Here is a 14,295-nt window from a genome sequence, read left to right as displayed (position 1 = left end):
CGCACCCGGCATATGTCGTCAGGTGAGGTCCGATCAGGGCACGGGTGCAAGGCGGGGCGATCAGTTCAGCGGTGAACTCGGGTTGGCATACTGGGGTTCACGCACGCGAAGAGGAGAAACCATGACACTGGCGAGCACGGGAACCCATGTCGAGGTCGAGACCCGTGCCGGTCGCGTGCGCGGCGCCTGGCGCGGCACGCCCCGCGAGGCCGGCGCCTCCGCGGCCTTCCTCGGGATCCCGTTCGCCGAAGCCCCCGTCGGCGAACTCCGCTTCGCCGCTCCCGTGCCGAAGAGCCCGTGGGACGGCGTCCTCGACGCGCTCGAGTACGCGCCGACGGCGCAGCGCGGCGACCCCGGGGTGACGCTGATCCCCGAGCCGAGCATCCCCGGCGACGCCACCCTCAACGTCAACGTCTTCACGCCGGCGCCGGCCACCGCATCCGGACTGCCCGTGCTCGTCTACATCCACGGCGGCGGGTACTTCGCCGGGTCCCCCGCCAGCCCCTGGTACGACGGCGCCGCCTTCAACCGCGATGGCGTGGTCACCGTCTCGATCTCGTACCGGCTCGGCTTCGACGGCTTCGGCTGGATCGAGGATGCTCCCCCCAACCGCGGCGTACTCGACTGGCTGCTCGCGCTCGAATGGGTGCGCGACAACATCGCGCCGTTCGGCGGCGATCCGGCGCAGGTCACGATCGCCGGCCAGTCCGCCGGAGGCGGGGCCGTGCTCACTCTGCTCGGGATGCCGATCGCCCAGCCTCTCTTCCGCGCGGTCTACTGCATCTCCGGCGCGGCAGCGGATGTCTCCGTGGCCGAGGCCGAGTCGTTCGCACGGCGCCTGGCGGATGCGGGCGGCGTCACCCCCGACCGTGCCGGCCTCTCGACGCTCAGCGAGGACCGCATCCTCGAATTGCAGAAGCAGCTGACGGCGCCCGCCGAGGGCGGCAACCCGCTGGACGGCCTGCGGACGTTCGTCGACAGCGGGCTCACTCTCGGCCCTGTCATCGACGGCGACCTCGTTCCGCAGAAGACGGTCGACGCGATCCAGTCCGGCGTCGGTGCGGACAAGCCTCTCGTGCTGGGCGCGACCGACGACGAGTTCTCGATGATCCTCAGCGACGCGAAGGACAAGCTCCGCTGGATCCCGTCGCGCTACCTGCTCGGCAAGGCCGGACTCACCGGCTCGGCGCGAGCGGCCTACGTCGCGGCGAACCGCCCGGTTGCGAAGAAGGGTCCGGCCGCGATCGTCGGCCGCTACCTCACCGACCGGATGTTCCGCACGCTCGCGCTCCGCGTCGTCCGCGCCCGGGGCACTGCGCCGACCTGGCTCTACCGCTTCTCGTGGACGTCGCCGAAGTTCGGCCTGGCCGTGCACTGCATCGACGTGCCGTTCTTCTTCGACTGCCTCGCGGCCGACCGGGTCGACGTCATCGCAGGAGACCAGCCTCCCCAGGCTCTGGCCGACGCTGTGCACGCGGGAGCGGTGAGCTTCGTGCGCGACGGCGACCCCGGCTGGCCGCGGTACACGGCCGCAGGCGGCGAGACCCGCGTCTACGCCGACCCACCGACGGTCGTGCGCGACGGCTACGCCGAGGTCGCGCCGCTCATCGGCGCCTGACTGGCGGCATCCCGCTCGCGAACCGGCGATTGGCGGCGAAGCCGGCCCGGACTGCCGCTGCCGCACACGTTTCATCCCACCGCACGTGGTGGTACGCGTGCGCTCGCGCGTAACTTGTGCGCTCGCGAACAACGAGCCAATTCAGCGGGCGCCGCCAGGGGACGCGGCGCTGCCGCACACGTTTCATCCCACCGCACGTGGTGGAACGCGTGCGCTCGCGCACAACTTGTGCGCTCGCGCACAACGAGCCCGTTCAGCGAGCGCCGCGCGCGGACGCGGCGCAGCCGCACGCGTTTCGTCCCGGCGCACTAGCTGGTACTAGTGCGCTCGCACACAACTAGTGCGCTCGCGCACAACGAGCGCACTCAGCGCGCGGCATCGGCCGCGCGGCTCGCGGACTCGATGATCCGCTCGACGCCAAAGCGGAAGATGTCCTGGTCCTGCAGCGCCAGCAGCTCGCTGGCCACCGCCGCGATGCGCGGCTGTCTCGACGGGTCGACGAGGAGGGGGCCTTCGAGCCACGGGCTGGGCTCGGCGAGAGGATCGGCATGATCGCTGCGGCCTCGCGCGATCCCGGCCGCCCCTGACAGCACGTACGACGCGTAGAAGGCGTAGTGCTGCACGAGTTCGTTCCCGGTGAGGCCCGCCTCGGAGAACGCCGACAGGATGCACTCGACCGTGTCGGTTTCGGCCGGTCCCTTGGTGGTCAGCACGGTCGCTTCGACCGCGATCGACGGATAGAGGACGAACACGTCGAGGGTGGCGGTCGCAAGATCGGCGAGCCGCGAACGCCAATCGGCCGAGCGATCGACCCGCGCCATGACGCGGGCGAGCACTTCGTCGAGCAGCGCCTCCATGAGCGCCTGTTTGCTCGGGAAGTAGCGGTAGACCGCCGTCGGGTTCGCGCCGAGCAGCGCACCGATGTTGCGCACGGACACGCTTGCGGTGTCGGCTCGGGCGCCGAGCTCGAGGCCGGCGTGGATGATGGCTTCCCGGCTCAGTCGCGCACGCGTCACGCCACCGGGTGCTTGCGCTTCGGTCATCGTTTCCTCACGTTCGGCTGGTGCGGCGGGATGTCAGGCGGCCCACACGATCCGCGACCACTCTATGCTGCAGAACGGTGTTGTCAACACTGTTGACAGCACCCGTGTCACGTGGATACCATCCCATCAATCCCGATTCGACGACGAATGAACGAGGTGCTCCAGTGACGGAAGCCGACACGGTCCTGACCGGTGGTCCGATCTTTACCGGCTCCGGCCATCCGCTCGAGGGCTTCGCGATCGTGATCCACGACGGGCGCATCGTCGACGTCGTCCCCGCGGAGCGCGCATCCTCCTTCACCGGCGCAGCCACTCGCGTCGTCGACCTCGGCGGCGCACTCGTCGCCCCCGGCTTCCAGGATGCGCACGTGCACCCGGTCGGGGCGGGAATCGAGCTCCTGCAGTGCAACCTGACCGACTCCGTGGATGCGGACGACGCGCTGCGCCGGATCGGCGAGTACGCCGCAGCGAACCCCGACGGCTGGATCCTCGGCGGCGGCTGGTCGATGGACCACTTCGCCGGCGGCGCTCCGACCCGCATCGCGCTCGACGCCGTCGTCGGGGGGCGCCCGGTGTTCCTGAGCAGCCGCGACCACCACAGCATCTGGGCGAGCACGGCTGCGATGCGCCTGGCCGGCATCGACGCGATCACGCCCGACCCGGTCGACGGACGCATCGAGCGCGAAGCGGACGGCTTCCCCGCCGGGACATTCCACGAGGGCGCTGCCGACCTGTTCGCCGCGGTGCGCCCCGTGAACGACGACGACCTCAGCTACGCGGGCCTGCTGAAGGCGCAGGACGAGCTGCTGAAGCTCGGCATCACCGGCTGGCAGGATGCGATGATCGGCGCGGCGGCGGGTCTCAGCGAGAACCTGGGTGCCTACCTCCGCGCCATCGACGAGGGCACCCTCGTCGCGCATGTCGTCGGCGCACAGTGGTGGTCCCGGTCGGAGGGGGCGGCCCAGGTCGCGACGATGATCGAACGCCGGGAGCAGATCGCCGCCCTCGGCTCCGACCGGTTCCAGCTCGGAACCGTGAAGATCATGGTCGACGGGGTGGCGGAGAACCACACCGCCGCCATGAAGGCGCCGTACCGGGACGGACACGGTCGCGACACCGACAACGCCGGGCTCTCGTTCATCGACCCGGGCCTGCTCCGCGGCTACGTCACGGCCCTCGACCGCGAGGGCTTCCAGGTGCACTTCCACGCGCTCGGCGACCGGGCGGTGCAGGAGGCGCTGGATGCGGTCGAAGCGGCGCGGGAAGCCAACGGCCCCTCCGACGGCCGCCACCACCTGGCCCACCTGCAGGTCGTAGCGGAAGACGACGCCACGCGCTTCGCTCCACTGGATGCGACCGCCAACCTGCAGGCGCTCTGGGCCTGCCACGAGCCGCAGCTCGACACCCTGACCCTGCCGTTCCTCCAGGAGGGCGCGGTGAGCCGCCAGTATCCGTTCGGCGATCTCGCCAGGGCCGGCGCCCGACTCGCGGCCGGGAGCGACTGGCCGGTCTCGAGCGCGAACCCGGTGGAGGCCATCCACATCGCCGTCAACCGGGTCTCGCCCGGAAGCGACGACGAGCCGCTGGGTGGCGCGCACCAGCGCATCAACCTCGCGACGGCGTTCGCCGCATACACGTCGGGTTCGGCCTACGTGAACCACCGTGACCACGACACCGGCCGGATCGCCTCCGGCTACCTCGCGAATCTCGTCGTGCTCGACCCGAACCCGTTCGCCCTGTCCGTGGAGGACATCCACACCTCCACGGTGGTCTCGACCTGGGTCGAAGGCGAGCCCGTGTACACGCGCGCGGACTGAACCATCCTTCATCCTCCCCACAGCAAGGAGCGCACCATGACCCCATCCCGCCCGAACCGGAGCCGCCGGCGCCGTGCAGCGGCCGTCGCCGGCGCACTGAGCGCTGCGCTCCTGCTCGCAGCATGCTCGCCGCAGGCCACGCAGACCGGCACGGACCATCCCAGATACACGCTCACTGCGAAGACCGCAGCGCCGAAGGGTGACATCGGCTCGTTCACCTGGGCGATCTACGCCGAGCCGTACTCCCTCGACTACACCCACGCGTTCGACTACCCGGACAACCAGGTGCTGGCCAACGTGTGCGAGTCGCTGCTGCGGCTGAACCCGGACTGGACACTCTCGCCGAGCCTCGCGAAGTCGGTCAGCCACCCGGTGCCCACGACGTGGGTCTACGAGCTCCGCGACGGCGTCACCTTCCACGACGGCACACCGATGACGGCGGCGGATGCTGTGGCCTCGATGCGCAGGCACCTCGACCCGGCCGTCGGCTCATCCTGGTACTCGGTGTACCAGTACGTCTCCTCGATCGAACAGACCGGCCCGATGGAGGTCACGGTGACCACCTCCCGGCCGGACTCGCAGTTCAACCTCGCTATGGGAGGCTCGGCCGGGGTCATCGAGTCGGCCGCGACGCTGAAGGCGAAGGGCGCCGACTACGGCAACTCGACCGGCGGGGTCAACTGCACGGGTCCGTTCGAGTTCACCTCGTGGAAGTCGGGGGAGAGCCTCACGCTCACCCGGTACGCCGGTTACTGGGACAAGGCGCTGCGCGCCAAAGCGGGCAAGGTCACGTTCCTCTTCATGAACGACTCGACCTCGCGCACAAACGCGCTCAAGTCGGGCCAGGTCGACGGCAGCTGGATGATCCCGATGGACGCGGTCGACCAGCTCAGGAGCACGAGCGCGAGCTCCGGCGGCCTCTCCTTCGGACTCAACACCGCGGTCAACAGCCTCATCGTCGGCAACCTCAAAGGTCCGCTCGGCGACGTCAACGTGCGCAAGGCGCTGCTGATGGCGCTCGACCGCCAGGGCATCGTGAACGCGGCGGTCAAGGGCTACGGCACGGTGACGAACGCCCTCACGACGCGGTCGGTGTGGAGCGGCGCCAGTAAGGATGCACTCTCGAAGGCGTTCGACGGTCTCCAGAAGTATCCGTACGACGTGAAGGCGGCCAAAGCCCTCGTCGAGAAGGCGGGCGCGACCGGCAAGCAGATCGTCATCCGAACGGCACCGATCGGCACCGACTTCAGCGTCGTCGCCCAGGCGACCGCAGCGGCGGCGGAGTCGATCGGCCTCACGGCGAAGATCGAGACCGTGACCCCGAACGCGTACACGACCCTCTTCACCGATCCGAACGCCCGGGCGGGAGCGGACCTCTTCTACACGTCGTGGTACCTGTCCTCGCCCGACCCGCTCGAGATGTACTCGGTGCTGCGCACCGGCGACTACAGCAACTACGGCAACTGGTCGGACCCGACGTTCGACGCGACCGTGAACGACGCAGTGGGCATCGACGATCCGGCGGCCCGCTCGGAGAAATCGGCCGAGGCACAGCGCATCGCGAACGACCAGTTGCCCTGGCTGCCGCTGTTCGAGGCGCCGATGTCGGTCTACCTGGGCAAGCGCATCACCGGCGTCCAGCCGTCCGTCGCATTCCTCTACTACCCGTGGGCTGCGACCATTGGCGCTCGCTGACGCGGCCGCCGGCCGGCGCGCATCCGGTGGGGCGACTATCACGATGACGGTCGCCCGCCGGGTGCTGGGCAAGCTCGGGTCGCTTCTGCTCACCCTGTTCCTCGCATCGCTGCTGGTCTTCTTCTCGCGGTTCCTGGTGCCGGGCGATCCGATCGACTTCCTGCTCCGCGGGCGCAAGCCCAACCCGGAGACCATCGCCGCGCTCACCAGGCAGTACGGCCTGGACCTCCCGCCCTGGCAGCAGTACCTCGACTGGGTCGCTGGGATGCTCCACGGCGACTTCGGGCGCTCGCTCCAGTACCGGCAGGACGTCTCGACCGTCATCGCTGAGCGGCTGCCGGTGACCCTCGGCCTGGTGATCATGGCCGGACTGATCATCACGATCGTCGGCCTGGCAGCAGGGATCGTCGCGGCTCTCTACAAGGGGCGGATGCTCGACCGGGCCATCCTCGTGGGGCTCACCGTGCTCGCCGCGATCCCGTCGTTCGTCGGGTCGATCGTGCTCATCTCCGTCTTCGCGGTTCAGCTCGGCTGGTTCCCGTCGTTCGGTTCAGGGGACGGTTTCTTCGACACCGTCTATCACCTGATCCTGCCGTCCATCGCACTCGCGATCGTGTTCATCGTGCTCATCGGCAAGATCACCCGCACGTCGATGGTCGACCAGCTCGGCCGCGAGCACGTCGAGGTCGCGACCAGCCGGGGTCTCACCCGGGCCTCCGTCATCCGCCGCCACGTGCTGCGCAATGCGATCGGCCCGATCCTGACCGTGAGCGGCGTGCTCGTAGCGGGCCTGCTCGTCGCCAGCACCATCGTCGAGTCCGCCTTCGGGCTGGCCGGGATCGGCTCGCTGCTCGTGCAGTCGGTCGACCGGCTCGACTTCCCGGTCGTGCAGGCGATCGTCCTCCTCGTCGTCACCGCGTTCGTCGTCGTGAACGCGATCGTCGACATCCTCGAACCCGTGGTCGACCCCCGATCAGCAGCTGGAGCCGGTGCCCGATGACAACCCCCACCATGGCAGTGAAGGTGCTCCGCGCATCCCGGATGCGCAGGCCTGCGCTCAGCTGGACCATCAGTCTCGCGATCCTGGCGATCATGACGCTGGCGGCCGTGTTCGCCCCCCTGATCGCGCCGTACGACCCCGACCACATCGACTTCGCGGCGATCTACGCGTCGCCCAGCCCGGCCCACTGGCTCGGCGCGGACGCTCTCGGCCGCGACACCCTCAGCCGCCTCATCTTCGGCGCACGCACCGCGCTGCTCGGGCCGCTCGTCGTCGTGATCGCCTCGACCGTCGCCGGCATCCTTCTCGGCCTGCTCGCCGCCTGGCGCGGGGGCTGGATCGACGCGGTCCTGGGGCGGGTGTTCGACGTTCTGTTCGCGTTCCCGTCGCTCCTCATCGCCATCATGGCGGTTGCGCTCTTCGGAAAAGGCCTGGTCGCACCGGTCATCGCTATGAGCATCGCGTACGCGCCGTTCGTCGCCCGCCTCACCAGGTCGCTCGTGCTCGCCGAACGCAACCGGCCGTACGTCTCCGCCTACCGCGTGCAGGGCTTCGGGGGCGGATGGATCGCCCTCCGCCGCGTGCTGCCGAACGTCACCCCGATCGTGGGCGCGCAATCCACCCTGAACTTCGGCTACGTGCTCGCCGAGCTCGCCGGGCTCTCGTTCCTCGGCCTCGGTGTCCAGGCTCCGACCGCCGACTGGGGCGCGATGATCAACGAAGCCCAGGCGGGAATCGTCGGGGGCCACTTCCTGCCCGCGATCGTGCCCGCGGTCGCCGTCGTAATCGTCGTGGTCGCCGTCAACATCGTCGGCGAAGAACTCTCGGACCGGATCGGAGGGGGATCGGCCGCATGACGCTCCTCGACATCACGCAGCTCACTCTGGATCTTCCGACCGGCGCCCGCCTGCTCAACGGCATCACCTTGCAGGTCGGCGACGGCGAGACCGTCGGCCTCGTCGGAGAATCCGGCTCCGGCAAGTCGCTCACGGCGCGCTCCGTGCTCGGGCTCCTCCCCGACGGCGCGGTCACCGGCGGGTCCGTCCGCCTCGACGGCACCGAGGTGCTCGGCGCATCCCGCCGGGACCTGCTCCGCCTCCGGCGCTCGAGCGCGGCCATGATCTTCCAGGATCCGCGCGCCGGCATCAACCCGATGCGCACGCTCGGCGACCACCTCACCGAGGCTCTTCGCCTCGGCGAAGGCTGGCCGGCATCCGCCGCGCGCTCCCGCGCGATCGAGTTGCTGCACGCTGTGCGCCTGCCGCGGCCCGAGGAGCACCTGGGCCAGTACCCGCACGAGTTCTCCGGCGGGATGCTGCAACGGGTGATGATCGCGGGCGCACTCGCCGGGTCGCCGCGGCTGCTCGTCTGCGACGAGCCCACTACGGCACTGGACGTGACGACCCAGGCCGAGATCATCGCGGTGCTCACCGAGCAGCGCGCACAGCGCGGCATGGGGATGCTCTTCATCACCCACGACCTGAACCTCGCCGCCTCGATCTGCGACCGCGTCTACGTCATGAGCGCCGGGGACATCGTGGAGGAGGGGGATGCCCGTCGGGTGTTCCTCGACCCGCAGGCCGCGTACACGCGGCGGTTGGTGGCGGCGACGCCGACGCTCGATGGGGCGGATGGGGCGGATGCTGCGGCTGCGGCGGGTGCGGGGGGTGGGGCTGGGGCTGCTTTTGGTGCGGGCGCGGGTGCTGAAGGTACGGGGGCTGGGGCTGGGGCTGCTTGGGGTGCGGGGGCCGGCGCTGCGGCGGCGGGGGCTGCCGGGCCCGCGGCGGCGGCACGCACGCCGATGCTCGAGGTCCGCTCGCTCTCAAAGACATACCCGCGTGGGAAGGAGCCCGTGCGGGCCGTCGCGGGTGCCTCCATCACCGTCCCGGCCGGCGAGGCCCTCGGCGTGGTCGGCGAATCCGGCTCGGGCAAGTCGACGCTCGCGCGGATGATCGTGGGCCTCGAACGCGCGGACACCGGGGACATCCGGGTCGCCGGGGCCGAGCGGACGGTCCGTCCCCGCACCCGCGCGGACCGTCTCGCGCACGCCCGGAGCGTCCAGATGGTCTTCCAGGACCCCTACCTCTCGCTCGATCCGCGCATCCCCGCCGGTCGCGCGATCGAAGACGCATTGCGCCTCCACACTGACCTGACGTCGGCGGATGCGCGCATCCGCGCCCTGGCGCTCCTCGACCAGGTGGGCCTCGGCGAGAAGCACGCCCAGGCGAGGCCCCGCACCCTCTCCGGAGGACAGCGCCAGCGCGTCGCCATCGCCCGCGCGCTCGCCATCGAGCCGGAGGTCCTCGTCATGGACGAGGCGACCAGCGCCCTCGATGTGTCCGTTCAGGCCCAGGTGCTCGACGTGGTCTCGGAGATCCGGCGGGCGCGCAACCTTACCGTCCTGTTCATCAGCCACGACCTGGCTGTCGTGCGGCGTGTGTGCGAGAGCACGGTGGTCATGCGCCGGGGCGAGATCGTCGAGCGCGGGACGACCGCGGAGATCCTGCGCAACCCACAGCATCCGTACACGCAACTGCTGATCGACTCCGTCCCCGCCGGCGCGCGCGTGTGAGGGCCCATTGGCCGCCGAAAGGTGGCGAAAGTGGGGCGGATACCCCACGTATCGCACCCCGGCAGCGTCAGCGGCGCACCGACCTCGTCACGGTGAACTTGGGGTTGCGGGCGACCCGGGTCGTGGGGCCGACGATGCGGTCGAGCGACGCGCGGTAGCCGAGGTGGGAGTTCCACACGGCCCAGAGCTCGCCGCCCGGTGCGAGCACGCGCGCTGCATCGTCGAACAACCGGAGGGCGGCGCCCGCGTGGACCGCAGCGCCGATGTGGAACGGCGGGTTCACCACGATCAGCCCGGCGCTCCCGTCCGGCTGGGATGAGAGAGCGTCGTCGCGGACCACCTCGACCCGAGCGTCCACGGCGTTGGCGCGCATGGTCTCGCGGGCGGATGCGACAGCGGCCGATGACTGGTCTGTGGCGATCACACGGATGCTCGGCCGTTCCCGCGCGAGCCAGGCCGCGATGACGCCGGTGCCGCAGCCGAGATCGATGGCGGTGGGCGCATCCGGCCGTGCCTCCCCGAGGACCGTGAGCAGGAAGCGGGTGCCGATGTCGACGGACGTCCCCGCGAACGCCGCGCCGTGCGCGCACACCCACAGCCCGAGGTCGTCGTCGAACCGGCCCCGGGGCCACTCCCCGCCCTGCTGCGGGACGGGCCCTTCGACGGTCAGCACCCGCGCCTTCTGCCGCGCGAGCCCCGCCCGTACACTCCCGAACGACCGCCGGAGCACCTCGTTCATGGCCGTGGTCAGGTGTTTCACCATGCCACCTGCATAGACGGTTACATCCGGATGCGCGTTCGCGGCGATGCACTCCGCGATCTCCTCGAGCGCGTCCAGGCTCCGCGGCAGGCGCAGGAGCACCGTGCGCGCATCCCGGACCAGCTCCGGAACCAGGTCGAACGACCGGTACGAGCCGGACATCCCGAACCGCTCCGCGTTGGCGCCCAGCGCCCGCTCGCCGGCCAGCGCATCCTGGTGCACGCGGATCTCCCGCACGCCGAACCGGGCCGTCGCGCCGAGGGTCAGCGCGCCGTAGCCGTCGCCGATGACGACGAGCTCGCCGGGCTGCGGGGCATTGGCCGACTCGGCCGCGGTGTCGAGCAGGAGCCGGTCAGCGGCATCCACGGCGAAGAGGTTCGGGGCTTCGACATCGGGCCAGCGCCGGAGGCGTTCGAACGCGAATTCCTCTGCTCCGGCCACGCCCTCTTTCCTACCACCTCTCGCGGCCGGCCATGTGCCCGCCCGCCCGAGTGCTCCCCGCCACGTCGAGCGGGTGGGCACGTCCCGTACTGGCGGGCTCGCGGCGATGACGCCCGGGTCAAAGCCAGACGGCGAGAGCTGGGCGACCGCGCGCTGCCCTTGCGCCGCGCCCTACGCGGCGACGGCCTCGCGCGCGCCGACGAAGGCGTCGACGCAGCGGCGGATCTCGTCCTCCGTGTGCGCCGCCGACAACTGGACGCGGATGCGGGCCCGCCCCCGCGGCACCACCGGGAACGAGAACGCCGTCACATACACGCCGCGCCGCTGCATCTCGTCGGCGATCCGGGCGGTGAGCGCCGCATCCCCGAACATGACCGGAACGATCGGATGCTCACCCGGCAGCAGTTCGAACCCCGCCTCCGTCATCAGCGAGCGGAACAGCGCCGCGTTGGCACGCAAGGTGTCGCGCAGGCCACCGGACAGCTCGAGCAGGTCGAGGGCGGCGAGCGTTCCCGCGACGATCGACGGGGCGAGCGTGTTCGAGAAGAGGTACGGCCGCGCGCGCTGGCGCAGCAGGTCGACGATCTCCGTGCGCGACGATACGTAGCCGCCGGATGCGCCGCCGAGCGCCTTCCCGAATGTTCCGGTATAGATGTCGACCCGGTCGGCGACGCCGCAGAACTCGGGCGTCCCGCGACCGTTCGCACCCACGAACCCGACCGCGTGGGAGTCGTCGACGAACACGAGCGCCCCGAACTCGTCGGCCAGATCGCAGATCTCGGCGAGGGGCGCGATGTAGCCGTCCATGGAGAAGACGCCGTCGGTGACGATGACGCGGAACCGCGCATCCGCCGCCGCTTCCAGCTGCGCACGCAGGTCGGCCATGTCGCGGTTGCGGTACCGCAGGCGCTGCGCTTTGGAGAGGCGGATCCCGTCGATGATCGATGCGTGGTTGAGCTCGTCGGAGATGATCGCGTCCTCGGCGGTGAACAGCGTCTCGAAGACGCCGCCGTTGGCGTCGAAGCAGGAGGAGAAGAGGATGGTCGCCTCGGTCCCGAGGAACTGCGACACCCGGCGCTCCAGCTCCAGGTGCTGCTCCTGGGTCCCGCAGATGAAGCGCACGCTCGCGAGACCGTAGCCCCAGTCGTCGAGCGCCTGCTTCGCGGCATCCCGCAATACGGGATGGTCGGCGAGGCCGAGGTAGTTGTTCGCGCAGAAGTTGAGCACCTCGGCGCCGTCGGCCGTGATCAGCGCCTGCTGCGGGCCGTGGATGCTGCGCTCCCGTTTCGTGAGCCCCGCCGCGTCGATCTCGGCCAGCTGCCCGGCGACATGTTCGCGGAATGTTCCGTACATCAGAGTTCCGTCCAATCCAGGATGACTTTTCCGCCGTGCGCTGACGCGGCCGCCGCGAAACCGTCTTCCCAGCGGCTGGCCGGGAACCGGTCGGAGACGATGGATGCGATCGCCGTCCGCAGCGTCGCACTGGTCTGCAGCATCGCGCCCATCGCGTTCCAGGTCTCGAACATCTCACGGCCGTAGATGCCTTTGAGGGTGAGCATGTGGGTGACGACGATCCCCCAGTCGACGGCGATCTGCGACGACGGGAGCCCGAGCATGGCTATGCGCCCGCCGTGGTTCATGTTCTCGATCATCTGCGGCAGCGCTGTCGGCGCACCGCTCATCTCGAAGCCGACGTCGAAGCCCTCGCGCATGCCCAGGGCCACCTGCGCGTCCCGGATGGTCGCGTTGCGCACGTCGACGGTGAAGTCTGCACCCATTCCTTCGGCGAGCGCCAGCCGGTCCGGGCTGATGTCGGTGCCGACGATGAAGCGGGCGCCCACGTGGCGGGCGACGGCGATGGCCATGAGGCCGATGGGTCCGCATCCGGTGACGAGCACATCCTCACCGACGACGGGGAACGCGAGAGCCGTGTGCACGGCGTTGCCGAGCGGGTCGAACAGGGCGCCGACCTCGGGGTCGATCGCGGAGTGGTGCACCCAGACGTTGGTGGCCGGGAGCGTGAGGTATTCGGCGAAGGCGCCGTTGCGCTGCACGCCGAGACCCTTGGTGCGGATGCACATCTGCCGGCGCCCGGCGCGACAGTTGCGGCAGGTGCCGCAGACGATATGGCCTTCGCCCGAGACCAGGTCTCCGACGGAGACGTCGTGCACGAACGGGCCGACTTCGACGACTTCGCCGAAGAATTCGTGGCCGGGGATGAGCGGGGCCGCGACAGCGGAGGCCGCCCAGTCGTCCCAATGGAGGATGTGCAGGTCGGTCCCGCAGATCCCGGTGCGGAGCACGCGGATCTTGACATCCTCGGGTCCGGCCTCGGGTTCGGGGACATCGATCAGTTCGAGGCCTGCTGCCGCCTCGGCTTTGTAAAGGGCCTTCATCGCCACCTTCTCGCTTCGTCGTGTGAAGTGTCATGCATCAGGGCTTTTGTGGAGCCCGATTCACTCTACGACGGATGGGCGCGCGCGCCGCGCTCGTTACGAGGAAGGGGGCGCATCCACCGCGCCGGGCTGAGCAGGAACCGGCTGCGCCGGGTAGCCCGACCATCCGGCCGCGGCATATCCGCCCTGGTACGCCGCTAGCGGGGGCGCGGGAGGCGCCGGCGCCACCCGGGCCGGCTTCGGCTCGAACGCCCGCACGATGACAGGGATCACCGCCGATACGACGGCCACCAGCAGGGACGCCGACGAGATCCGCCACCACCAGTCGGCCCAGTCCTGCTCCGGAAAGGCCATCGGCAGCACGAGGGCGACGACGGTCACGCTGATCAGCGCGATGGTGACGTACCCGGCAATCGCCGTCAGCTGCGCCCTGGCGCGGCCGACGAAGTACAGGAAGTACACCTGGAAGAGGAGCAACGCCACGCGCACGACGACCACGATGCCGATGAAACGCACGAGCTGGAGATCCCACACGAACGGATCAGCGGTGTTCTCCGGTTGCAGCCAGCCGTTCCACAGTTTGAGGAGGCCCACGGCCACGAGCAACGAGTTGACCGCCGTCGACGCAGAGAGATACCAGCGGTTAGGACCGTTCTGCCCCACGGAGGCGTCAAGCGAGACGGCGCCGGCGAACGCAGCCAGGAGCATCAGGGTCAGCCAAGCCCGGCCTGCGACATTCGCCTGATCGCCGACGATGATGAAGACCCCGCCCATCAGCGCCGCGACCGTGAGGGTCCCGATCGTCAGGTAGAGCGCGGTGGACGCGGCGCGCGAACGCCGCTGCGGTGTATCGGTCATGAAAGCACTCCTGTGAAAGCTGATATTTCACAGGCTACCACCAACATTCATCCATTTCACACTTATCCCCACTCGCGGAGACCTTCCTCGCGTCC

At 69.9% G+C, this 14,295-nt stretch carries 11 protein-coding genes; 6 read left to right on the top strand and 5 right to left on the bottom strand.

Features of this window, described 5'->3' with window-relative positions; all coding sequences use genetic code 11:
- Nucleotides 1–121 precede the first annotated feature (121 nt).
- Entirely contained in the window at nt 122–1,618 is a 1,497-nt protein-coding gene (locus ACV7NN_RS12965; RefSeq protein WP_463349987.1) for a carboxylesterase/lipase family protein, read from the top strand.
- A gap of 365 nt (nt 1,619–1,983) precedes the next feature.
- Here the strand turns inward: ACV7NN_RS12965 and ACV7NN_RS12960 are convergent, their stop codons facing one another.
- The gene (locus ACV7NN_RS12960; RefSeq protein WP_463349986.1) at nt 1,984–2,661 is read right to left on the bottom strand and encodes a TetR/AcrR family transcriptional regulator; all 678 of its coding nucleotides are present in this window, start codon (nt 2,659–2,661) and stop codon (nt 1,984–1,986) included.
- Between the two features lie 164 nt (nt 2,662–2,825).
- On the opposite strand from ACV7NN_RS12960, the gene ACV7NN_RS12955 reads away from it, so the two are divergent.
- The 5 genes from ACV7NN_RS12955 to ACV7NN_RS12935 are packed head-to-tail and all read left to right on the top strand — an operon-like array spanning nt 2,826 to nt 9,745.
- A complete protein-coding gene (locus ACV7NN_RS12955; protein WP_463349985.1) occupies nt 2,826–4,478 on the top strand; it encodes an amidohydrolase in 1,653 nt (550 codons plus the stop codon).
- A gap of 36 nt (nt 4,479–4,514) precedes the next feature.
- Nucleotides 4,515–6,173, top strand: coding sequence for an ABC transporter substrate-binding protein (locus tag ACV7NN_RS12950; RefSeq protein WP_463349984.1), 1,659 nt, complete (start codon nt 4,515–4,517; stop codon nt 6,171–6,173).
- A gap of 43 nt (nt 6,174–6,216) precedes the next feature.
- Entirely contained in the window at nt 6,217–7,173 is a 957-nt protein-coding gene (locus ACV7NN_RS12945; RefSeq protein WP_463351290.1) for an ABC transporter permease, read from the top strand.
- Complete coding sequence (locus ACV7NN_RS12940; RefSeq protein ID WP_463349983.1) at nt 7,170–8,030, top strand: ABC transporter permease; 861 nt, start codon at nt 7,170–7,172, stop codon at nt 8,028–8,030. The genes ACV7NN_RS12945 and ACV7NN_RS12940 overlap by 4 nt, the downstream gene beginning before the upstream one ends.
- Nucleotides 8,027–9,745 carry a dipeptide ABC transporter ATP-binding protein gene (locus tag ACV7NN_RS12935; protein ID WP_463349982.1) on the top strand — a complete coding sequence of 573 codons (1,719 nt, stop codon included), beginning with the start codon at nt 8,027–8,029 and terminating at the stop codon, nt 9,743–9,745. Before ACV7NN_RS12940 ends, ACV7NN_RS12935 begins: the two co-directional genes overlap by 4 nt.
- 67 nt (nt 9,746–9,812) lie before the next feature.
- Here the strand turns inward: ACV7NN_RS12935 and ACV7NN_RS12930 are convergent, their stop codons facing one another.
- The 4 genes from ACV7NN_RS12930 to ACV7NN_RS12915 all read right to left on the bottom strand — a co-directional run bounded on the left by ACV7NN_RS12930 (nt 9,813) and on the right by ACV7NN_RS12915 (nt 14,200).
- The gene (locus ACV7NN_RS12930; protein ID WP_463349981.1) at nt 9,813–10,946 is read right to left on the bottom strand and encodes a class I SAM-dependent methyltransferase; all 1,134 of its coding nucleotides are present in this window, start codon (nt 10,944–10,946) and stop codon (nt 9,813–9,815) included.
- A gap of 171 nt (nt 10,947–11,117) precedes the next feature.
- Nucleotides 11,118–12,299, bottom strand: a complete 1,182-nt coding sequence (locus ACV7NN_RS12925) for a glycine C-acetyltransferase (RefSeq protein WP_463349980.1) — start codon at nt 12,297–12,299, stop codon at nt 11,118–11,120.
- A complete protein-coding gene (gene tdh / locus ACV7NN_RS12920) occupies nt 12,299–13,342 on the bottom strand; it encodes an L-threonine 3-dehydrogenase (RefSeq protein WP_463349979.1) in 1,044 nt (347 codons plus the stop codon). The genes ACV7NN_RS12925 and tdh overlap by 1 nt, the downstream gene beginning before the upstream one ends.
- A 96-nt stretch (nt 13,343–13,438) precedes the next feature.
- Nucleotides 13,439–14,200, bottom strand: coding sequence for a hypothetical protein (locus tag ACV7NN_RS12915; protein WP_463349978.1), 762 nt, complete (start codon nt 14,198–14,200; stop codon nt 13,439–13,441).
- Between the last annotated feature and the right edge of the window lie 95 nt (nt 14,201–14,295).

The sequence above is a fragment of the Leifsonia sp. Ger2509 genome (assembly GCF_055231915.1).
This window is presented reverse-complemented; position numbering and strand designations above follow the sequence as displayed.

Bases quoted from the DNA above. Each gene is read 5' to 3' on its own strand.
- tdh (WP_463349979.1), bottom strand. From the start codon at position 13,342: ATGAAGGCCCTTTACAAAGCCGAGGCGGCAGCAGGCCTCGAACTGATC.
- ACV7NN_RS12915 (WP_463349978.1), bottom strand. From the start codon at position 14,200: ATGACCGATACACCGCAGCGGCGTTCGCGCGCCGCGTCCACCGCGCTC.
- ACV7NN_RS12960 (WP_463349986.1), bottom strand. From the start codon at position 2,661: ATGACCGAAGCGCAAGCACCCGGTGGCGTGACGCGTGCGCGACTGAGC.
- ACV7NN_RS12925 (WP_463349980.1), bottom strand. From the start codon at position 12,299: ATGTACGGAACATTCCGCGAACATGTCGCCGGGCAGCTGGCCGAGATC.
- ACV7NN_RS12935 (WP_463349982.1), top strand. From the start codon at position 8,027: ATGACGCTCCTCGACATCACGCAGCTCACTCTGGATCTTCCGACCGGC.
- ACV7NN_RS12945 (WP_463351290.1), top strand. From the start codon at position 6,217: ATGACGGTCGCCCGCCGGGTGCTGGGCAAGCTCGGGTCGCTTCTGCTC.
- ACV7NN_RS12965 (WP_463349987.1), top strand. From the start codon at position 122: ATGACACTGGCGAGCACGGGAACCCATGTCGAGGTCGAGACCCGTGCC.
- ACV7NN_RS12950 (WP_463349984.1), top strand. From the start codon at position 4,515: ATGACCCCATCCCGCCCGAACCGGAGCCGCCGGCGCCGTGCAGCGGCC.
- ACV7NN_RS12940 (WP_463349983.1), top strand. From the start codon at position 7,170: ATGACAACCCCCACCATGGCAGTGAAGGTGCTCCGCGCATCCCGGATG.